Genomic DNA, 21,143 nt, shown 5'->3' with positions numbered 1-21,143 from the left:
GCGCAGCGCCACCGGGGAAATTGCCGGGCGGCGCGATGCTTACCCGGCCTACAAAACCACAAACGGATTAACGCGACTCTTCCGCTTCCGGAAGCGTCACGTTCAGCTCCAGAATCGAAATATCCCCGTCTTTTTGCTCCAGCTGAACGGTGACCATTTCCGGGTCAATCTGCACGTATTTGCAGATCACTTCCAGAATGTCTTTGCGCAGCTGCGGCAGGTAGTGCGGTTCGGCGTCGCTACGACGACGTTCCGCCACAATGATTTGCAGACGTTCTTTTGCGATGTTGGCGGTGCTTTTTTTCCGCGAGAGAAAAAAGTCCAGTAATGCCATAACTTATCCTCCGAACAGGCGTTTGAGGAAACCTTTCTTCTCTTCTTCAATGAAGCGGAAAGGACGTTCTTCTCCCAGCAGACGGTCAACGGTATCCGCATACGCTTTACCTGCGTCTGCCTGTGTATCCAGGATCACGGGCTCGCCCTGGTTAGAGGCGCGCAACACGGACTGATCTTCCGGGATCACGCCAACCAGTTTGATGCGCAGGATCTCCAGCACGTCTTCCATGCTCAGCATGTCACCTTTGTTCACCCGGCCCGGGTTGTAGCGGGTCAGCAGCAGGTGCTCTTTGATTGGCTCCTGGCCATTTTCCGCGCGACGGGATTTCGAGGCCAGAATGCCGAGAATACGGTCGGAGTCACGTACTGACGAGACTTCCGGGTTGGTGGTGATGATGGCTTCATCCGCGAAGTAGAGCGCCATCAAAGCCCCGGTTTCGATACCGGCCGGGGAGTCGCAGACCACGAAGTCGAACTCCATCTTTTTCAGATCGTCGAGCACCTTTTCCACGCCTTCGCGGGTCAGGGCGTCTTTATCACGGGTCTGGGACGCCGGAAGAATGTAGAGGTTCTCGGTACGCTTATCTTTAATCAGCGCCTGGTTAAGGGTGGCATCGCCCTGAATGACGTTCACGAAGTCATACACCACGCGACGCTCGCAACCCATGATCAGGTCCAGGTTACGCAGACCGATATCGAAGTCGATTACGACGGTTTTCTTTCCCTTCTGGGCCAAACCAGTAGCGATGGCCGCGCTGGAGGTGGTCTTGCCAACGCCTCCTTTACCCGAAGTCACAACAATAATGCGTGCCATAGAAATTCCTTGTTAAAAGGGATCAATTTAACGGTTGAACGGTCAAAGCGTTATCTGCCAGTTGCAGACGGGCCGCTTTGCCATAAAATTCGGCTGGGATTTTATCGCTCAGCCAATATTCACCTGCGATAGACACCAGTTCTGCCGTCAGGTGAGTACAAAAAATTTGTGCTTCTCGATCGCCGCTGGCGCCCGCAAGCGCACGCCCACGCATCATACCGTAAACGTGAATATTGCCATCTGCAATCAGTTCTGCGCCCGCACTGACGTGGCTTGTAACAATCAGATCACAGTTTGGCGCATAAATGCGCTGACCGGAACGAACCGGCAGATCAATCAATCGCGTTTTTGTGACTGGGGCTACATTTTGCGCCGGAGGCGGGGGAGCGGGAACGGTTGCAGGCGTTGCACGCGGGGCTTTTTCTTTGCCCTCGTTTAACAAGGGCAAACCCGCGCGTTCAATTTCGGCTTTTAACTCTGCGTCTTTGCAGCCGCTAATACCCACGATGCGCAACCCCGTGGAGACGACGGCCTGCTGGAGTCGCTTCCAGTTAACCGGCCCCTCAAGGTCGCTTACATTGACGACGACAGGAGCATGCTTAAGAAAAGCGGGAGCCTGCGCGATTTTGTCTTCTAACGCCTGACGAATAACCTCGGGTTTTGCATCATGCAAATGAACCACTGATAAGGTGAAGCTACTGCCTTTAAGCTCGATGGGCGTATTTGACATCCTGGCCTTACTCAATTTGCTATTAACCGCAACACATCGCCGCGATATTCCGAAGAGTATCAGGCATGTTATAGTCAGGAGTATATTGAGGCAAGCAACCACCCGTTAATTCAGAGTAAAAACATGTTTTGTGTGATCTACAGAAGTACCAGCCGCGACCAGACCTACCTTTATGTCGAAAAGAAAGACGATTTTTCCCGCGTGCCTGAAGAATTAATGAAAAGCTTTGGCCGACCGCAGCTGGCGATGCTGCTGCCGCTGGACGGCCGTAAGAAGCTGGTGAACGCCGATCTTGAGAAAGTCAAAAAGGCGTTAATCGAGCAGGGCTATTATTTACAGCTTCCGCCGCCACCGGAGAATTTATTAAAACAGCACCTTGAGCTGAGCGGAAAGAAATAAGCCCGGGACCTTCCGGGAACAACTCATCAACCGATTAGGGGGCGACCATGTATCAACATCATAACTGGCAAGGTGCATTACTGGATTATCCCGTCAGCAAAGTGGTCTGCGTGGGCAGCAACTATGCAAAACATATTCAGGAGATGGGCAGCGCCGTGCCGGAAGAGCCAGTTCTGTTTATTAAGCCAGAAACCGCACTGTGCGATATTCGCCAGCCGCTGGTTCTGCCGCAGGGACTGGGCTCGGTGCATCATGAAGTGGAGCTGGCGGTGCTGATCGGCGCGACGCTGCGCCAGGCAACTGAAGAGCATGTAGAGAAGGCGATTGCGGGTTACGGTGTCGCGCTCGACCTGACGCTGCGTGACGTCCAGGGCAAAATGAAGAAAGCGGGGCAGCCGTGGGAAAAAGCCAAGGGTTTTGATAATTCATGCCCGATTTCTGGTTTCGTTCCGGTGAGTGAATTTACCGACGATCCGCAGAACACGCCGCTCAGCCTGAAGGTCAACGGCGAGATCCGCCAGCAGGGAACAACCGCTGACATGATCCATAAGATCGTTCCGCTGATTGCCTACATGAGCCGCTTCTTCACCCTGAAACCTGGCGACGTGATCCTCACCGGCACTCCGGAAGGTGTGGGGCCGCTGCTTAGCGGCGACGAACTGGACGTCAGTTTTAACGGCCTGTCGCTGAAAACCCGCGTGCTGTAAAAGCACCTTGCCGCCTGAAAAGGGCGGCAAAACTTGCATCAACGTGCCAGACTCGTTATAAGGTGCGCTCTATTTTGACGTGTGGACATCCCGATGAACGACATTCCTTTCTGGCAAAGCAAAACTCTCGACGACATGACCGACGCGGAGTGGGAATCGTTGTGTGACGGCTGTGGGCAGTGCTGCCTGCATAAGCTGATGGATGAAGATTCGGACGAGATCTATTTCACCAACGTAGCCTGCAAGCAGTTAAACATCAAAACCTGCCAGTGCCGCAACTATGAGCGCCGTTTCGAATATGAGCCGGACTGCATCAAGTTAACCCGTGAAAATCTGCCGACCTTTGAGTGGCTGCCGCATACCTGCGCGTATCGCCTGCTGGCGGAAGGAAAAGATCTGCCCACATGGCATCCGCTGTTGACGGGGTCGAAAGCGGCGATGCACGGTGAACGTATTTCCGTGCGCCACATTGCGGTGAAAGAGTCCGAGGTGCGCGACTGGGAAGACCACATTATGAATCACCCTAATAGGTGACAATAAAAAACCCGCCGAGGCGGGTTTTTTATTGTGCGCAATTTTGTCGGGTGGCGCTGCGCTTACCCGATCTACAAAACTGACGTTGCCGTTTTGCTTTTACCTTCCAAAAAGATCGCGTTTCTTTGGTTTGAACGGCTGGGCAATCAGCACCAGCAGCGCCACCACAAAGTAGGCGACAAAAATGCCCACCAGCCACTGCGGCATCTCCAGCGTCAGGAACTCCCACTGGCGTACAGAGCAGTCACCGGAGGCCACAAACACCTGCGGCAGCCATTTATCCAGCGGCAGCCAGCTCGGGAAGCGGGCGGCAAAATCGCAGGTCATAAACGGCGACGGGTGAAGCTGCATCTGGGTGTGCTCCCAGGCAAGCGCAATCCCTTTCCCGGCGCTGTACAGCCAGATGGCAATTGCCGCATAGCGTAACGGTGATTTGGGTGCAATCGCACCTACCAGACCCGCGCCCATAATGCCGAACAGCGCACAACGCTCATAAATACACAGTACGCAAGGTTTCAGCCCCATCACATGCTGAAACCACAGCGCGACCATTTCCAGCGCAAAGGCGGTCAGGGCCATCAACAACCACGCTCCGCGACCGCGTGAGCACTGGTTCAAAAATCGCAACATAATCATTTCCCTGGAACATGCTTAGACAGCGCAGTGTAAACGAATTTTAATGCGCCGCAAGTATACCTGCTTGCAATAACCATTGCGTACAGGGAACGAGAGTAATTTTGATGCACAGCAAACCAACCAGGGTAAGCACCAGCGTATACGGCAGCGCCATCCAGACCATTCTTCCATAAGAAAGTCGTATGAGTGGTGCCAGCGCCGAGGTCAGCAGGAAGAGGAATGCCGCCTGACCGTTCGGGGTTGCCACGGAGGGGAGGTTGGTTCCGGTGTTGATCGCCACCGCCAGCAGCTCGAACTGTTCACTGCTGACAATCCCTTGCTCCATCGCGGCTTTGGCCTCATTGATGTATACCGTCCCGACAAAGACGTTATCGGATATAGAGGACAACAGACCGTTAAACAAATAGAACAGCGTTAGCTGCGAATCTGGCGTAGCCTGAAGCACAAACGCGATGATCGGCGCGAACAGATGTTGGTCAATAATCACCGCCACGACCGCGAAAAACACCGCCAGCAGGGCGGTAAACGGCAGCGCTTCGGTAAAGGCTTTTCCGATAGCATGTTCGTCCGTAACGCCGCCCAGGCTGGTTGCAAGGATAATTACCGACAGGCCAATCAGCCCCACCTCGGCAAGGTGGAAGGCCAGCGCAGCGATAAGCCACACGCCGATGAAACCCTGTGCAATCAGACGCAGCGTCTCCTGGCGCGTGCGTTGTTTGCGGCTCTGCTCGTCAAACTTATGCAGCTCCTGGCGGACCTGATCGGGCAACTTAGCGCCATACCCAAAGAGGTTGAATTTTTCGACCAGCACACAGGTTGCTAACCCGCAGACCAGCACGGGCACGCTGACGGGCGCCATGCGCAGGAAAAATTCGCCAAAATGCCACTCAGCCGCTTTGGCGATAATCAGGTTTTGCGGCTCCCCGACCATGGTCATCACGCCGCCCAGCGCCGTCCCCACGCCCGCATGCATCATCAGGCTGCGCAGAAACGCGCGGAACTGTTCCAGCACATCGCGGTTGTGCGCCTCAACGTGACTGTCGTCCTGCAAGTTATCGCCAGGACGAGACGAGGCCACCCGGTGGTAAATCCCGTAAAAGCCGACGGCGACGCTGATCACCACCGCAACGACCGTCAGCGCATCCAGGAAGGCAGAGAGGAAGGCCGCGGCGAGGCAAAACGCCAGCGAGAGCAGCGTTTTCGATGGAATGCTCAGCAGCAAACGGGTGAAGATAAACAGCAGAAGCTGCTTCATAAAGTAGATCCCCGCCACCATGAAGATCAGCAGCAGCAAGACTTCAAGATTCGACGCTATCTCGTTTTTAACATGCTCCGCGCTGGTCATTCCAATGACCACGGCTTCCAGCGCCAGCAGCCCGCCGGGCAACAGCGGATAGCACTTCAGCGCCATCGCCAGGGTAAAGATAAACTCGGCGACCAACATCCACCCGGCAACGAAGGGATCCAGCAAAAAGATAACGGGATTAACGACCAGGAATACCAGTAAAGTAAGTTTGTACCAGTCAGGTGACTGACCTAAAAAGTTGCGCCACAGCGCGCGCCCAAATGAAATTTCCACGACAGACGTCCTTTACCCGTCAAATAAGACAAGACATCAGTATACGCAAAAATGGCGGCAGAGCGGGGGATTAAGCCATTTGTAAATTTCATAAAAATGAAACGGCGATCCCTCTTTTCTGTCTCTGCTGCGCTATCTGCCTCTGCGCGCCTCTGGTATGATGAGTGCAATTTGCTAAAGCTGTGTAATGGAAATCTCACTATGGTCATTAAGGCGCAGAGCCCGGCGGGTTTCGCGGAAGAGTACATCATTGAAAGCATCTGGAATAATCGTTTCCCTGCGGGATCAATTCTACCTGCTGAACGCGAACTCTCTGAACTGATTGGCGTCACCCGTACCACGCTGCGAGAAGTGCTCCAGCGTCTGGCGCGCGATGGCTGGTTGACGATACAGCATGGCAAACCCACTAAGGTGAACAACTTCTGGGAAACGTCCGGGCTGAACATTCTGGAAACGCTGGCGCGTCTCGACCACGAAAGCGTACCGCAGCTGATTGATAATCTGCTTTCCGTGCGCACCAACATCGCCACCATTTTCATCCGCACCGCGTTTCGTCAGCATCCTGAAGATGCGCTGAAAGTGCTTGCCACCGCTAATGAGGTGGAAGACCACGCGGATGCCTTTGCGACCCTGGATTACAACGTGTTCCGCGGTCTGGCGTTTGCTTCCGGCAATCCGGTTTACGGTCTGATCCTGAATGGAATGAAAGGGTTATATACGCGCATTGGTCGTCACTACTTTGCTAACCCTGAAGCCCGCAGCCTGGCGCTCGGCTTCTACCATAAACTGAGCAAACTCTGCACCGAAGGGCTGCACGATCAGGTCTATGAAACGGTGCGTCGTTACGGCCACGACTCCGGTGAAATCTGGCATCGGATGCAGAAAACGCTGCCGGGCGATTTAGCGATTCAGAGTCGCTGAAAGAAAAAACCTCTCGATTGGGAGGTTTTTTTTCGCCGGGTGGCGGCTTCGCCTGACCCGGCCTACAGGTCCCGTAGGCCCGGTAAGCGTAGCGCCACCGGGCAAAAAATCCCACTACAGCGTATTCAACCGCGCCGGACACCGCTCCAGCAGCTCCACGCTGCCATCTTCGTTCTGCTGCTCCAGCAACACGTCAAATCCCCACAGGCGATGCACATGCTTCAGCACTTCCTTACGCCCCTTATCCAGCGGCGCGCGGTTGTGCGGAATATAGCGCAACGTCAGGGAGCGGTCGCCGCGCAGATCCACGTTCCAGACCTGAATGTTCGGTTCAAGATTACTCAGGTTGTACTGGGATGACAGGCGCGAGCGGATCTCGCGATAACCCTCTTCGTTGTGGATCGCGGAGATCTCCAGGTAGTTGTTGCGGTCATCATCCAGTACGGTGAAGAAGCGGAAATCACGCATGATCTTCGGCGACATGAACTGGCTGATAAAGCTCTCATCCTTAAAATCACGCATCGCGAAGTGCAGCGTTTCCAGCCAGTCGGAACCGGCAATATCCGGGAACCAGTATTTGTCCTCTTCGGTGGGCGACTGACAAATACGCTTGATATCCTGGAACATGGCAAAGCCGAGCGCGTACGGGTTAATGCCGCTGTACCACGGGCTGTTATATGCCGGCTGGAATACCACGTTGGTGTGGCTGTGCAGAAACTCCATCATAAACCGCTCGGTGACTTTTCCTTCGTCGTACAGGTGGTTAAGAATGGTGTAGTGCCAGAAGGTCGCCCAGCCTTCGTTCATCACCTGGGTCTGCTTCTGCGGATAGAAATACTGGCTCACCTTGCGCACGATGCGCAGGATCTCACGCTGCCACGGCTCCAGCAGTGGGGCGTTTTTCTCCATAAAGTAGAGCAGGTTTTCCTGCGGCTCGGAAGGGTAGCGACGCGCCTCGGCGACGGTTTTCTCCTCTTCACGTTTCGGCAGGGTGCGCCACAGCATATTCACCTGGCTTTGCAGATACTCCTCGCGGCTCTTCTGCCGGGCTTTCTCTTCCTGCAATGAGATCTTCTGCGGGCGCTTATAGCGGTCAACGCCGTAGTTCATCAGCGCGTGGCAGGAGTCCAGCAGCTTCTCCACCTCGTCCACGCCGTAGCGCTCTTCGCAGTCGGTAATGTATTTGCGGGCGAAGATCAGGTAATCGACGATGGAGCTGGCGTCCGTCCAGCTGCGGAACAGATAGTTATTTTTGAAGAACGAGTTATGTCCATAGCAGGCGTGCGCCATCACCAGCGCCTGCATGGTAATGGTGTTCTCCTCCATCAGATAGGCAATACACGGGTTAGAGTTAATGACGATTTCATACGCCAGTCCCTGCTGCCCGTGCTTATACAGCCGCTCTGTTTCAATGAATTTTTTGCCAAACGACCAGTGCGGATAGTTAATTGGCATCCCGACGCTGGAGTAAGCGTCCATCATCTGTTCCGAGGTGATGACTTCAATCTGATGGGGATAGGTATCCAGACGATAGAGTTTGGCCACCCGGTCGATCTCCGCCAGGTAGACATCCAGCAACTCGAAGGTCCAGTCGGGTCCATCGCTCAGACGGGTGCTGTCCCTGGACATGGAATCTAGTGTAGCCATTAGCGCGCCCTCGTTGTTGGTCGCTCTCTCTGACTGGAGAGCCTCCTTTCAAGCATAGATCACCCCATTCAAATACGCGGGGCGCAGAAATTTTTTCTTTGCGATTTCGCGTTTTCGATACGGCAAATAAAGCGGTGCTCACAGAATTTTCTACTGGTTAAAAATAACGCGCAGCAGGAGATCCCAAATAAGCGCCATCCCCTGATACAGCGGGATATGTGAGTTGAGTCACCATAAAAAAGTCATATGTTGAATAATATTTTCAACTAGGTTATCAATCTGTAATTAGATGATTGTTCTTTTGCTCATAATGGAGTGGCTATGCGTGTTGTCATACTGGGAAGTGGTGTCGTTGGCGTAACCAGCGCCTGGTATTTAAGTCAGGCGGGACATGAGGTTACCGTTATCGATCGCGAATCCGGTCCGGCGCTGGAAACCAGTGCGGCGAATGCGGGGCAAATCTCTCCGGGCTACGCTGCGCCGTGGGCGGCCCCGGGCGTTCCGCTGAAGGCGATCAAATGGATGTTTCAGCGACATGCGCCCCTGGCGATCAGCCTTGACGGCACGCAGTTCCAGCTTAAGTGGATGTGGCAGATGCTGCGCAACTGCGACACCCGCCACTATATGGAAAACAAGGGGCGTATGGTGCGGCTGGCGGAATACAGCCGCGACTGCCTGAAGGCGCTGCGTGCCTCAACGGGCATTGAATATGAAGGGCGTCAGGGCGGCACGCTTCAGCTGTTCCGTACCCCGCAACAGTACGAAAACGCGACCCGCGATATCGCCGTGCTTGAAGATGCGGGCGTACCGTATCAGCTGCTGGAAGCCAGCCAGCTGGCGCAGGTGGAGCCAGCGCTTGCCGAGGTCGCGCACAAGCTGACGGGCGGTCTGCGTTTACCGAACGATGAAACCGGCGACTGCCAGCTATTCACCCAGCGTCTGGCGCGCATGTGTGAGCAGGCCGGGGTGAAATTCCGCTTCAATACTTCTGTCGACAAACTGCTGTCGGAAGGTGAGAAGATTTACGGCGTGAAGTGTGGGGAAGAGGTAATTAAAGCCGATGCCTACGTGATGGCGTTTGGCTCCTACTCAACCGCGATGCTGAAAGGGATCCTGGATATCCCGGTCTATCCGCTGAAAGGCTACTCCCTGACCATTCCTGTGAAAGAGGACAGCGGCGCGCCGGTCTCGACCATTCTTGATGAAACCTACAAAATCGCCATCACCCGCTTCGATAACCGGATCCGCGTCGGCGGCATGGCGGAAATCGTGGGCTTCAATACCGAGCTGCTCAAACCGCGTCGTGAAACGCTGGAGATGGTCGTGGGCGATCTCTTCCCGCGCGGCGGCTTCATTGAGCAGGCGACGTTCTGGACCGGCCTGCGCCCAATGACCCCGGACGGCACGCCGATTGTGGGCCGTACACCATACAAAAATCTGTGGACTAACACCGGCCACGGCACGCTTGGCTGGACCATGGCCTGCGGTTCGGGCCAGCTGCTGAGCGACCTGATCTCCGGACGGACGCCGGCAATTCCGTTTGACGATTTGAGCGCCGCACGCTATCAATCAGGGTTTACCCCATCGCGTCCACAACACCTGCACGGCGCGCATAATTAAGGAGTCGTCATGTCCCGTCCCATTCTGGCCCAGCTGGATTTGCAGGCGCTGAAGGATAACCTGCAAATTGTTCGCCGTGCTGCGCCGGGTTCTCGTGTCTGGTCGGTGGTGAAAGCCAACGCCTACGGTCATGGTATCGACCGTATCTGGAGTGCGCTCGGCGGCACCGATGGTTTTGCCTTGCTGAATCTGGAAGAGGCCATCCTGCTGCGCGAGCGCGGCTGGAAAGGACCGATCCTGCTGCTGGAAGGATTCTTTCATGCGCAGGATCTGCCTCTGCTGGATAAGTACCGCCTGACGACCAGCGTTCACAGTAACTGGCAGATCAAGGCCATCCAGGACGCGAAGCTGCATGCCCCGCTGGATATCTATCTCAAAGTGAACAGCGGGATGAACCGTCTGGGCTTCCAGCCTGAACGGGTGCATACGGTCTGGCAGCAGCTTCGTGCTCTGAAAAACGTCGGTGAGATGACGCTGATGGCGCACTTCGCCGATGCGGAAAAGCCGGACGGCATTGCCGATGCCATGGTCCGCATTGAGCAGGCGGCAGAAGGTCTGGACTGTCCGCGCTCGCTGTCGAACTCAGCGGCAACGCTCTGGCATCCCGAGGCGCACTACAACTGGGTACGTCCGGGGATCGTACTGTACGGCGCGTCACCCTCAGGTCAGTGGCAGGATATTGCCAACAGCGGCCTGAAGCCGGTGATGACGTTACGAAGCGAGATTATCGGCGTGCAAACCCTGAAAGCGGGCGATACGGTGGGCTATGGGAGCCGCTATCGGGCAGCAGGTGAACAGCGCATCGGTATCGTGGCGGGGGGGCTATGCAGATGGTTATCCGCGCATCGCCCCGAGCGGCACGCCGGTGTGGGTCGATGGCGTGCGCACCGGCACGGTAGGTACCGTCTCCATGGACATGCTGGCCATCGATTTGACGCCGTGTCCCCAGGCGGGGATCGGCTCACCGGTTGAGCTGTGGGGCAACGAGGTTAAAATTGATGATGTGGCCGCTGCGGCGGGCACCGTCGGGTATGAGCTGATGTGCGCGCTGGCGTCAAGAGTGCCTGTTGTGACGGTGTAACTTGTGTGTGCCGGGTGGCGCTAACGCTTACCCGGCCTACGTTCGGGGTTTTGTAGGCCGGGTAAGCGTTAGCGCCACCCGGCAAAAAAGCAGCTACTCCGCCTCCTCCTCCATCGGCCTTACGCCGACTTTGCGCACCGCGTTATCTTCTTTCTCCGCTACCGTCCAGATCATCCCGGCAAACTCCACCTGGTCACCGACGACCGGCGCAGCCCCTAATAATTGCTGAATAATCTCACCCAGGGTTTGCTGGTTATCGCGATTCTCCAGTCCACCTTCCAGGCCATAAATCAGCGCCACATCCGCAAAGCGGGCGCTGGCTTCGAGGATAAAATCGCCGAAGAAACGCTGATCCAGCGCCACCGGGGGGCGACTGGCTGAAGAGCTTGCCTAGGGCAGGTAGGTCGCGCTCGCGGCCAATCACGCAGAGGATATCGTTCTCACGCAGCCGCGTGCTGCCGGTCGGGTGAAGCAGGGCGTTATCACGGAACAGGGCGGCAATGCGCGTTTCAGCGGGCATATGCAGATCGCGCAGGGATGCGCCCACGCACCACTTATCGGCGCTTAGCTGGTAGACAAACTGTTCCCAGGGATTCTCAGGGTGAATATCCAGCCCCACGCGGGAGACCGGCCAGCCAATGGGCGGTACCACCACTTTGGCTTTTTTCGCCGCCCAGCCCAGCGACGTCCCCTGGAATAGCAGCGACACCAGCACTACGAAGAAGGCGACGTTGAAGAACAGACGGGCGTTGTCCAGCCCGGCCATCATAGGGAACACTGCCAGAATAATCGGCACCGCGCCGCGCAGCCCCACCCAACTGATAAATATCCGCTCACGCAGGTTAAACCCGCGGAACGGCAGCAGCCCGGCAAACACCGACAGCGGACGGGCGAAGAAGATCATCCAGGCCGACAAAAGCAGCGCCGGCACGGCGATAGGCAGCAGGTCCGACGGCGTCACCAGCAGGCCCAGCACCAGGAACATGGCGATCTGCGCCAGCCAGGCCAGACCGTCGAAGTTCTGCAAGATGGCGTGACGGTTGCGAATCGGTCGGTTGCCCAACAGGAAACCGCAAAGGTAAACCGCCAGAATACCGCTGCCGTCCAGCGCGGTGGTGACGGCAAAGATCAGGATCCCACCGCTCAGGGCCAGCAGCGGGTAAAGGCCGGAAGGCAGCGTAATACGGTTAATCGTATGCTGTAACAGGTAACCGCCGCCGAGACCAATGATAATCCCGAGGCCAAACTGCTGGAGGATGTGCCAGGCGAACATCCAGCTCAGGCCGGTTTCGTGCTGCTGGATCATCTCAATCAGGGTAATGGTCAGGAACACCGCCATCGGATCGTTACTGCCGGATTCAATCTCAAGCGTGGAGCCAACGCGTTCGTTCAGCCCCTTGCCGCCGAGCAGTGAGAAAACCGCCGCCGCATCGGTAGAGCCGACAATCGCGCCAATCAGCAAGCCTTCCATTATATCGAGGTTAAACAGCCAGGCCGCCATCATGCCGGTCAGGCCGGAGGTGATCAGCACGCCGATGGTCGCCAGAGACAGCGCCGGGCCTAAGGCAACGCGAAACGAACTTGCCTGGGTGCGCATGCCGCCGTCCAGCAGAATCACCGCCAGCGCGAGGTTACTCACCATATAGGCGAAAGGGTAATTATCGAAGGGGATACCGCCGATACCGTCGATCCCGGCAAGCATGCCGATAGCCAGGAAAATGACAAGAATAGGTATGCCAAGACGCGATGAAAATGAACTTAATAAAATGCTAAAGGTTACCAGGATGGAACCCAGAATGAAAAGACTGATTATCGCTGTGGCACCCAATGTCGTCTTACTCCCACCTCAATGTGAACGCTGTTATTAAAACCCTAACATAATAACAACGTTAACTGCGTTTTATTGAGGGGGAATAACGGCTTTTTTATGCCTTTAAGACCGGATGACCGCTGATTGTTAACCGACTGCCTGAATTATCGTGTACAAGGTGCGCCTGGGCACCCAGCGGCAGGGTAACGGTTTGCTGCTCATGGCCGAAATCCAGACCGGCGATCACCGGGATATCCAGCCGGGAACGAATGAAATCAATCATCGTCTCCAGGGAATAGCCCGCATCGTAATCGTTGGGGGCTGAACCACTAAAACTGCCCAGCACAATGGCCGACTGCCGATCCAGGATCCCGGCGTGATACAGCTGCAACAGCATACGTTCGACGCGGAACGGGTGTTCGTTGATATCTTCCAGCACCAGTATGCCGTCCGTGATCTGCGGCAGCCACGGCGTTCCAATCAGCGACACCAGCATCGCGAGGTTGCCGCCCCACAGCTGTCCTTCACATTCCCAGTGCGGTCCATTGCCTTGCCACTCGACGGTGAACGTCGGGTTTTGCAGGGCGCGCCAGAAATGGTCCTGCGTAAATGCATCCAGCTCCGGCGCACCAAAGTTGCCGGCCAGCATCGGGCCGCTAAAGGTAATGACGTTATGCAACGCAAGCAGGCCGAGCTGGATCGCCGTGAAATCGCTGTGTCCGCAGATTAACAGCGGATCCTGCTGCTGGCGCGCGGCCAGCCCGGCCCAGTCGATGCTCTCCAGCAGCCGGCTTGCGCCATAGCCGCCGCGCACGGCCAGCACAATGGTGTTTTCACCTTCCAGCGTCGTCAGGCTGTTGATATCGCTCAGTCTCTGCGCCTCCGTACCGGCAAAACGCTGCATGCGGCGGGGGATAATTGTCTGATTTTCTACCTGATGGCCCATTTCCAGCAGGCGCTGAACGCCCCGCTGTGCCGCCTCCTGGTTGATGCAGTAGCCTGACGGTGCGATGAGATGAAACTGAGGCATGGCAATTCCTTGCTGAATGAGAATCTAATTGTCTATATCATGCCGCTTATACGCCGCCTGCTTCAAGGGGCGACGTACCGCGATGACCGGCTATAAGGATAGATGACGTGAAATTGAGATGGTTTGCTTTTTTGATTGTGCTGCTCGCTGGCTGTAGTTCAAAACATGATTATCAATATCCCCCCTGGAACCCTGAAGTGCCGGTAAAGCGGGCCATGCAGTGGATGCCGATCAGCGAACAAGCCGGGAAGGCCTGGGGCGTGAGCCCGCGTCTGATCACGGCGATCATTGCCGTGGAATCCGGTGGCAACCCGACGCTGGTGAGTAAATCGAATGCGGTGGGGCTGATGCAGTTAAAAGCCTCGACGGCGGGAAGAGAGGTCTATCGCTACATGGGCTGGAAGGGACAGCCATCCACCAGCGAGCTGAAAAACCCGGAACGTAATATCTCTATGGGAACCGCTTACCTGAGTATTCTCGAGCATGGCATTCTGAAGGGGATTGACGATCCGGAAGTGATGCAATATGCGCTGGTGGTGTCGTACGTTAACGGAGCCGGCGCGCTGCTCCGAACCTTCTCATCCGATCGCAAAGAGGCGATAGAAGAGATTAACGATATGGATAAAGATGAATTCTTCGAGCACGTTGTGAAGAATCATCCGTCAGCACAGGCTCCACGTTATATCTGGAAAGTACAGAAAGCGATGGACGCCATGTAACGCCTTTGTCGGGCGGCAGCATGCTGCCCGACGCCTTTCAGCGCACTTTGTTCGCGCGTTCCCGCGCTTCACGCTCCAGTGAGAAGATGATGCGCTGTAGTTCGCGTTCGGCGCCTGGCCCGACATTCAGAAAGCGAAAGCTCAATCGCGGCGTGGTAATGGTTTCGTTTTTGCTGTCCACCACCTTACGCTCGCTGATGGCAATCAGCTGGGCGTCAAACCAGAAGCGTCCCCATCCGCCCATATCCAGCTCAATCTGACTAAAACGCATGCCTTCCACCAGTCCTTCCGGCTTCGGCGTATCCATTAACGCGCCCATCCCGCCCAGTGACAGGTCGAAGAGACGAAAGCGGATCTCTTTTTTGTCCGGCATTTTTGCCTTACAGAAATAGGCCGGGTGAAGCGGGGCGCTGATGCGAAAAAACTCGCGGCGTTGCACGAACCAGAGGTTAGCGGGCAGGGGAGCGATAAACGCAGGCAAACCCTGGTACGCGATCGTGGTCAGGCGGGGCAGTATAAACTCGACTTTAGCCCCCTGCGTTTCGGCCATCACCGAGAGGTTTTCTGCCTGGAGCGCGGCACGGTTTTCTTCGCTCTGGCTACCCAGATCCACGATCAGGTGTTCTGCCGTCACGTCCAGGATCTTGCTGATAAACTGGCTGGTTGACCAGTTGATGCGCAGCGGCACCTCGCCCTTTTTCAGGTCGCGTAACACCCCTAATACAGCCAGCGGATTTTGTTTCAGGAACTGCTCACTGTAGCTACTCACGCCAGATGGCTCCTCGATAGATGACAGACTGTCTCTGGGTTATCGGCACGCTGGCATGAAACTTAATACAAACGATCTGTTTTTCTCCGCCGATATTGATTTGCTAATGGAAATGATAATAATTGGCGTTCCCAATAGCATCTAATAACAAGACGACACTATGAGCACCTCACGTTTTGCGTTATGCGCGTTGGCAGGCGCCGTCACGCTGGCATTGCAAACACAGGCTTTTGCAGAAGAACCCACCATCGTGGTGACCGGTACAGAGCAGGGCAGCGCGCTCCCTGCCTGGACCAACAGCGCCACGAAATCAGCCGTCGCGGAAAGTAAAACGCCCCAGGTGATCAACACCATCGCCGCTAAAGAGATTGAGCAGCGGCACGCCAGTTCGGTAAACGAGATCCTGCGCTATGCGCCGGGCGTTTCCACGGAGGTGCGCGGGAGCACCTCTTACATGAGCGAGTACAAAATCCGCGGGTTCAACGTCGAGCAGGAGTTCTACAACGGCCTGCAACTTCCCTATAACGTCACCGGGAACACTAAAGCGCGAATCGATCCGCTGCTGATTGAGAGCGTCGATATCCTGAAGGGGCCGTCATCCGTGCTGTATGGCGGTGGCTCCCCGGGCGGGCTGGTCAATATTCAGAGTAAAAAGCCGCAGAAAGAGGCGAAAACAGAACTGGGCTTTAACACCGGAAACCGCAATCTGAAAGAGGGGTACCTGGATTCCACGGGGCAGATTGCGACCAGCGACTGGAACTATCGCCTGCTGGGTAAAGCGACAGAGAGTGACGAACAGGCGCACACCACGCGCTATGAAAACTATCTGGTGGCCCCCTCCGTGACCTGGCAGCCGGATGACAAAACGCGCCTGACCATTGACGCGCTGGCGCAAAATACGCCGAGCCTGACGCCGTCTGATCCGATGCCGCTTAGCTATCTGCGGTCTAAATACGCCGATCGTCGTGACTATGCCGGGGATGAGTGGAGCGGCTTTAAGCAGCGCCAGTGGATGCTGGGCTACAGCTTTGAGCACGAGTTTGACAGTGGCTGGGGCTTTAATCAGAAAGCGCGCTACTTTGACGTGGACACCCACCAGCGCAGCGCCTATTCAACCGGGACGGGCAGCGAGGTCTACCAGCTTAACCGCTTCGCCTATACCACGGATGAAGATTTACAGAGCTTCAACATTGATAACCAGGTCACCCGAACCGTCGCGCTGGGGGACTGGAAACATCATCTGCTGGCGGGCTTTGACTACCAGAAGCTGAACTCTCACTTCCATTATCGTTACGCCTCGTCCACACCGGGTATCGATATGCGTAATCCGGATCACTCGCAGATCGATAACGATGCGCTGGGGCTTGAAACCGCGCAGAAAAACCGTCTCAGCTATCAGCAGAATGGCTATTACCTCCAGGATCAGATTGCGTTTGGCGGGCTGAACGTGTTGGCCAGCCTGCGCTATGACGACTACCGTTCCGTCACCACCAACTATCTGCAAAACGGTGACAAAGCCTGGGTATCGCAGGATCGCCTCACCAAGCGACTGGGCGCGCTTTATGCCTTCGACAATGGTCTCTCGCCGTTTATCAGCTATTCGGAAGGGTTCGCCCCGGTATCGCCGCAGGGCACGCTGACCGCGAAAGACGTTAAGCCCACCACCAGCAAGCAGGTGGAGGGTGGGGTGAAATACCTGCTGGCGGAATACGCAACCACCTTCACCGCCTCGGTGTTTAACATTCGTCAGAAAAATGTGGTGACCAGCGATCCGGGCTTCCTCAACTATCGCCAGACCGGGGAAGTGGAATCGAAAGGTGCGGAGCTTTCCGCTATGAGTCGTCCAACGGATAACCTGACGCTGATTGCCAACTATGCCTACACCCACGCCATCAATACCGAAGATGACAAGTACCAGGGCAAACGACCGACGCAGGCCCCTGAGAACGCCTTTAATCTGTGGGGAGATTACACCTTTGACAGCACGCCGCTGAGAGGGTTAACGCTGGGGGCAGGGGCACGCTACACCGGGCCGATGGAGATCTCGCCAGCCAACGACGCAGGCAAGCTGGGCGGTACGACGCAATACGATCTGGCGGCGTCTTACCGCATGGGCGAGCTGGCGCCATCGCTGGAGGGGCTGACGTTGAAAGCGAGCGCGCAGAACGTCACCAACAAAGAGACGCTCACCTGCTATGACGCGACCAACTGCTGGATAGGCCGCGACCGCACGTTCCAGGTCGGGGCGAGTTACAGCTTCTGAAAAAAGCCCGGTGGCGCTTCGCTACCGGGCCAATCTATTGCACGGAACCATCCCCTCGCCCCACCGGGGAGAGGGTCAGGGTGAGGGGCGCTACTGCGCCGCCTGTTTCGCAGGTGCAACATCATCGTTTGCCGCAGGCTGATTCTCCGGTACGCTGTCGCACGGCTTCTCTTTCGGACAGACCATGTCCAGCATTCTGAGCGTCACGCCGTTACTCCAGCCGAAACCGTCCTGCAACGGATACTCACCGCCGCCACCGCCGGTACCGGTCGAAGAGACATCGTACTTCTCAACCAGTTTCTTCTCGCGATCGTAGGTATGCTGAACGTTTTTCAGGAAACGCCAGGTTACGTCCATCGCCACTTTCTGCTGACCATAGTTCTGCAACCCTTCCACCGCTACCCACTGCAACGGCGCCCAGCCGTTCGGCGCATCCCACTGCTGCCCGCTGTTGATGGTGGTGGTAGAAATACCGCCCGGTTTCAGCAGGCGTGACGACGCGGCTGCGGCCACTTTATCGGCGCGATCCTGTGATGCGGCCTTCACATACAGCGGGAAGAGGGCTGCGGCCGTCAGCTGATTACGCACCTTCCCGGTTTTCAGATCGTAATCCGCATACCAGCCCTCTTTATCGTTCCACAGGTGGCTTTCCATGGCTTTCTGACGTGCGGAGGCCAGCGCGTCATATTTACTTGCACTGGCGTTATCGCCGTCTTCCTGACTGGCGCGGGCCAGCAGTTTTTCCATCTTAAACATCAGCGCATTCAGATCCACCGGCACGATGCTGGTGGTGCGGATGGTACCCAGCTTCTGTGGATCGTCCATCCAGCGGGAGCTGAAATCCCAGCCCGAGGCCGCGGCAGAGCGCAGATCGCGGTAAATTTCGGTGGCCGGACGGTTAGGGTTATTTTTGGCGGTGGTCACGTCATCCAGCCACGACTCAGGGCGCGGCGTGTCCCGATCGTCCCAGTAGCGGTTGAGGATCGAGCCGTCATCCAGCTTCACCACGCGTTTGTTCGCCTGACCAGGCTGGAGCCCATCAGCCCCCTCCATCCAGTAAGCGTACTCTTTCTCCATCTGCGGACGGTATTTCTTCAACGCGTCGCTGTCATGCGTGGCCAGCAATTCCACCATCAGCGAGAAGAAAGGCGGCTGAGAGCGGCTCAGGTAGTAGCTGCGGTTACCGTTAGGGATATGGCCCCAGGTATCAAGCTCGTAAGCGAAGTTGTCCACCATGTCGCCGATCTTATCCCAGTGGCCGCTCTCGGCCAGGCCCAGCATGGTGAAATAGCTGTCCCAGTAATAGACTTCGCGGAAGCGTCCTCCCGGCACGACATAGGGCTTTGGCAGGGGCAGGAGGGAGTCCCATTTGTTCGCTTTGTCAGTGGTGCGGGTCAGTACAGGCCACAGATCGTCTATGTGTTCGCGCAGGCTCTGGCCCTCAGGGGGAACGTATTTCTCACCTTCCTTCGGCAGGATAAAGTTCATCTCCACGAAGTGGCGCAGGTCAAAACCGGACTGGGTATGCTGCATCCGGTAATCCGCCAGGATGGTTAGCGGGTCGCTTTTGGGAACGGCATCCGCGAAGGTTTTCTGATCCGGGAACAGTTTGGCACTCTGTACTTCATTAAAGAGGGGGCCAAGGAGAATATCAGGTGAGCTTTGCTGGCTCGTTGGCTGGTCTTCAGCATAACCAAATGCGGTAACACCGAGTAGGGCGCCTGCCAACGTAAGGTGTAACAAGCCAGGGCGTAGCATTCGAGTTTTTATCATCGGTTCATCTCCATTCGTCGCTGGGCAGCGTCACCGCTGTCGTCAATCACCTGAAAACCTTAGACGAATATTGCCCGCTTCGCGTGTTAGATATCCCATTTTGCGCATTACCAGACAATTTACCGCCGCGCCCGGACGTGAGAAGCGCGCCGAAAACTATTTACTCGGGGAATGTTTTTTGGGGAATGATTTTAATTAAATATCCTGTCAGGGCACACTATGAATATTGACCAGGCTTATGGGTTGCAACCTTTTTTAATTCTGTGAGCGGGATTGTGTTTCTTTATTACATTCCGCGAATAACTTTCCGTGAAGGTCACACAAAGTAAAAAACATAACCGACATAACAAAAAACATAATAGCCTGCCGAAAAACATTTAGACGAAATAGAGTGGCCCATCACTTCGGGTATTCACTTTTATTTCAGGATGGATTCTATGCAATTAAAAAAAATGGTTGTCCTCGTGGGGGCACTCTGTTCTGGCTCTCTTTTTGCGGCACAAAGCGCGACGAGCGTAGATGAAAAACTGGCGCAACTGGAGGCGCAAATCGAGGCGTTGAAACAACAGCAGGCGGCCAGTCAGCAGGCTGCTCCCGTGGTCGTCCAGTCAGAAGAGCCCGTCAATAAAGACGCACCACCGAAGCTGACGCTTTCGGGCTTTGGAGATATAAAATTTTATGGCGATGTGGAATTTAATATGGATGCTGCCAGCAAAACCGGCAGTCTGACTTCTGTTAAGCAAAGTGCTAATAGCGACTGGGCACCGGGAGATAAAGAACGGTGGGATATTAATGGTCGTATTTTGCTGGGGTTTGATGGTTATCGAAAAATGGATAACGGCCATTTTTCCGGATTTTCTGTACAACCACTGGGCGATTTGGCAGGGCAAATGTACCTTGATGATGCGGTATTTTTCTTTGGCGCAGAAAACGACTGGGAAATTAAAGTTGGACGTTTTGAAGCCTACGATATGTTCCCGCTCAACCAGGATACCTTTGTTGAATACTCAGGCAATACAGCGGACGATCTTTATAGCGACGGCTATGGTTACATTTATATGCTGAAAGAGGGGCGTGGCCGTACCGACAGCGGCGGTAACTTCCTGATGAGTAAAACGCTGGATAACTGGTATTTCGAGCTGAATACGCTGTTCAAAGACGGCAGCGATCTGTACGTCGACCAGCGCTACCATGGCGCGGAACTGGAAAATGATAAGAACGTCGCCTATGTCCGGCCAGTTATTTCGTGGCAGGACGGCCCGTTCTCAACGGCCGTCGCCATGGAAACCAATCTGGTCAACAATGCTTATGGCTATCGGGATGACGCGGGTCGTTGGGTCGATCAGTCTGACCGCACCGGTTACGGATTCACGATGACCTGGGATGGTCTGAAAGCCGATCCTGAGGATGGCATAGTCGTGAATCTCAACACAGCGTATCTTGACGCCGCAGACGAAACGGACTTCACCTCCGGCGTCAATGCCCTGTGGCGTAACGCTGAGCTGGGCTATATTTATGCGCATAACGAAATCGACGAATTTAACACTTCAACCTTTGACGCAGAGTGTGAGAATGATTGCTGGATCACCGATCCGGGTGAGTATGATATTCACACTGTCCATGCGTCGTACCTTATTCCCAACGTAATGAAGATGAAGAACTTTAACATTTACCTGGGCGCCTACGCTTCGTGGGTGAACGCGTCGCCGAAAAAGGGAAGCGATAAGAACGACGATCGTTATGGCGGTCGTGTGCGGTTTAAATATTATTTCTGA

General features: G+C 55.5%; 17 protein-coding genes and 2 pseudogenes. 9 read left to right on the top strand and 10 right to left on the bottom strand.

The window, feature by feature from the left end; all coding sequences use genetic code 11:
• Positions 1 to 67: 67 nt before the first annotated feature.
• The 3 genes from minE to minC are packed head-to-tail and all read right to left on the bottom strand — an operon-like array spanning position 68 to position 1,880.
• Entirely contained in the window at positions 68 to 334 is a 267-nt protein-coding gene (minE, locus tag KTH07_RS10895) for a cell division topological specificity factor MinE (protein ID WP_003859937.1), read from the bottom strand.
• 3 nt (positions 335 to 337) lie between these two features.
• Positions 338 to 1,150 (bottom strand): septum site-determining protein MinD, encoded by an 813-nt coding sequence (gene minD / locus KTH07_RS10890; RefSeq protein WP_003859938.1) that lies wholly within the window; start codon positions 1,148 to 1,150, stop codon positions 338 to 340.
• A gap of 22 nt (positions 1,151 to 1,172) precedes the next feature.
• Complete coding sequence (minC, locus tag KTH07_RS10885) at positions 1,173 to 1,880, bottom strand: septum site-determining protein MinC (RefSeq protein WP_015570311.1); 708 nt, start codon at positions 1,878 to 1,880, stop codon at positions 1,173 to 1,175.
• 123 nt (positions 1,881 to 2,003) lie between these two features.
• Between minC and KTH07_RS10880 the strand changes: the two genes are divergently transcribed.
• The 3 genes from KTH07_RS10880 (at position 2,004) to KTH07_RS10870 (ending at position 3,520) form a co-directional block, all read left to right on the top strand.
• Complete coding sequence (locus KTH07_RS10880) at positions 2,004 to 2,279, top strand: YcgL domain-containing protein (RefSeq protein WP_015570312.1); 276 nt, start codon at positions 2,004 to 2,006, stop codon at positions 2,277 to 2,279.
• 47 nt (positions 2,280 to 2,326) lie between these two features.
• Positions 2,327 to 2,986, top strand: a complete 660-nt coding sequence (locus KTH07_RS10875) for a fumarylacetoacetate hydrolase family protein (protein ID WP_032619529.1) — start codon at positions 2,327 to 2,329, stop codon at positions 2,984 to 2,986.
• Between the two features lie 93 nt (positions 2,987 to 3,079).
• The gene (locus KTH07_RS10870; RefSeq protein WP_015570314.1) at positions 3,080 to 3,520 is read left to right on the top strand and encodes a YcgN family cysteine cluster protein; all 441 of its coding nucleotides are present in this window, start codon (positions 3,080 to 3,082) and stop codon (positions 3,518 to 3,520) included.
• A 99-nt stretch (positions 3,521 to 3,619) separates the two neighbouring features.
• On the opposite strand, the gene dsbB is transcribed toward KTH07_RS10870, so the two are convergent.
• Both dsbB and nhaB read right to left on the bottom strand, forming a co-directional pair.
• Complete coding sequence (dsbB, locus tag KTH07_RS10865; protein WP_017693268.1) at positions 3,620 to 4,150, bottom strand: disulfide bond formation protein DsbB; 531 nt, start codon at positions 4,148 to 4,150, stop codon at positions 3,620 to 3,622.
• 46 nt (positions 4,151 to 4,196) lie between these two features.
• Positions 4,197 to 5,735 (bottom strand): Na(+)/H(+) antiporter NhaB, encoded by a 1,539-nt coding sequence (gene nhaB, locus KTH07_RS10860; RefSeq protein WP_017693269.1) that lies wholly within the window; start codon positions 5,733 to 5,735, stop codon positions 4,197 to 4,199.
• Positions 5,736 to 5,936: 201 nt separating this feature from the next.
• Between nhaB and fadR the strand changes: the two genes are divergently transcribed.
• Complete coding sequence (gene fadR, locus KTH07_RS10855) at positions 5,937 to 6,656, top strand: fatty acid metabolism transcriptional regulator FadR (protein ID WP_015570315.1); 720 nt, start codon at positions 5,937 to 5,939, stop codon at positions 6,654 to 6,656.
• Positions 6,657 to 6,770: 114 nt separating this feature from the next.
• On the opposite strand, the gene KTH07_RS10850 is transcribed toward fadR, so the two are convergent.
• Positions 6,771 to 8,303, bottom strand: coding sequence for a SpoVR family protein (locus KTH07_RS10850; RefSeq protein WP_032619532.1), 1,533 nt, complete (start codon positions 8,301 to 8,303; stop codon positions 6,771 to 6,773).
• Between the two features lie 321 nt (positions 8,304 to 8,624).
• Between KTH07_RS10850 and KTH07_RS10845 the strand changes: the two genes are divergently transcribed.
• Both KTH07_RS10845 and dadX read left to right on the top strand, forming a co-directional pair.
• Positions 8,625 to 9,923, top strand: coding sequence for a D-amino acid dehydrogenase (locus KTH07_RS10845; protein WP_032619534.1), 1,299 nt, complete (start codon positions 8,625 to 8,627; stop codon positions 9,921 to 9,923).
• Between the two features lie 9 nt (positions 9,924 to 9,932).
• Positions 9,933 to 11,004, top strand: a pseudogene (gene dadX / locus KTH07_RS10840) (catabolic alanine racemase DadX).
• A 93-nt stretch (positions 11,005 to 11,097) separates the two neighbouring features.
• Here the strand turns inward: dadX and KTH07_RS10835 are convergent.
• Positions 11,098 to 12,832, bottom strand: a pseudogene (locus tag KTH07_RS10835) (potassium/proton antiporter).
• 97 nt (positions 12,833 to 12,929) lie between these two features.
• A complete protein-coding gene (gene ldcA, locus KTH07_RS10830) occupies positions 12,930 to 13,844 on the bottom strand; it encodes a muramoyltetrapeptide carboxypeptidase (protein ID WP_032619539.1) in 915 nt (304 codons plus the stop codon).
• A 107-nt stretch (positions 13,845 to 13,951) separates the two neighbouring features.
• Here ldcA and emtA point away from each other — a divergent pair, with 107 nt between their 5' ends.
• Positions 13,952 to 14,563, top strand: a complete 612-nt coding sequence (gene emtA, locus KTH07_RS10825) for a membrane-bound lytic murein transglycosylase EmtA (RefSeq protein WP_032619542.1) — start codon at positions 13,952 to 13,954, stop codon at positions 14,561 to 14,563.
• A gap of 37 nt (positions 14,564 to 14,600) precedes the next feature.
• On the opposite strand, the gene KTH07_RS10820 is transcribed toward emtA, so the two are convergent.
• A complete protein-coding gene (locus KTH07_RS10820; protein ID WP_017384309.1) occupies positions 14,601 to 15,332 on the bottom strand; it encodes a flagellar brake protein in 732 nt (243 codons plus the stop codon).
• A 160-nt stretch (positions 15,333 to 15,492) separates the two neighbouring features.
• Here KTH07_RS10820 and KTH07_RS10815 point away from each other — a divergent pair, with 160 nt between their 5' ends.
• Positions 15,493 to 17,595, top strand: a complete 2,103-nt coding sequence (locus KTH07_RS10815) for a TonB-dependent siderophore receptor (RefSeq protein ID WP_032619544.1) — start codon at positions 15,493 to 15,495, stop codon at positions 17,593 to 17,595.
• A 90-nt stretch (positions 17,596 to 17,685) separates the two neighbouring features.
• Here KTH07_RS10815 and KTH07_RS10810 read toward each other — a convergent pair whose 3' ends face one another.
• On the bottom strand, positions 17,686 to 19,368 hold the full coding sequence (locus KTH07_RS10810; protein WP_032619545.1) for an alpha,alpha-trehalase: 1,683 nt from the start codon (positions 19,366 to 19,368) through the stop codon (positions 17,686 to 17,688).
• A gap of 437 nt (positions 19,369 to 19,805) precedes the next feature.
• Here KTH07_RS10810 and KTH07_RS10805 point away from each other — a divergent pair, with 437 nt between their 5' ends.
• Positions 19,806 to 21,143, top strand: coding sequence for a carbohydrate porin (locus KTH07_RS10805; protein WP_017384306.1), 1,338 nt, complete (start codon positions 19,806 to 19,808; stop codon positions 21,141 to 21,143).

It is taken from the genome of Enterobacter cloacae complex sp. ECL72, from assembly GCF_019056635.1.
GTDB classification, from domain to species: domain Bacteria; phylum Pseudomonadota; class Gammaproteobacteria; order Enterobacterales; family Enterobacteriaceae; genus Enterobacter; species Enterobacter hormaechei_C.
This window is presented reverse-complemented; position numbering and strand designations above follow the sequence as displayed.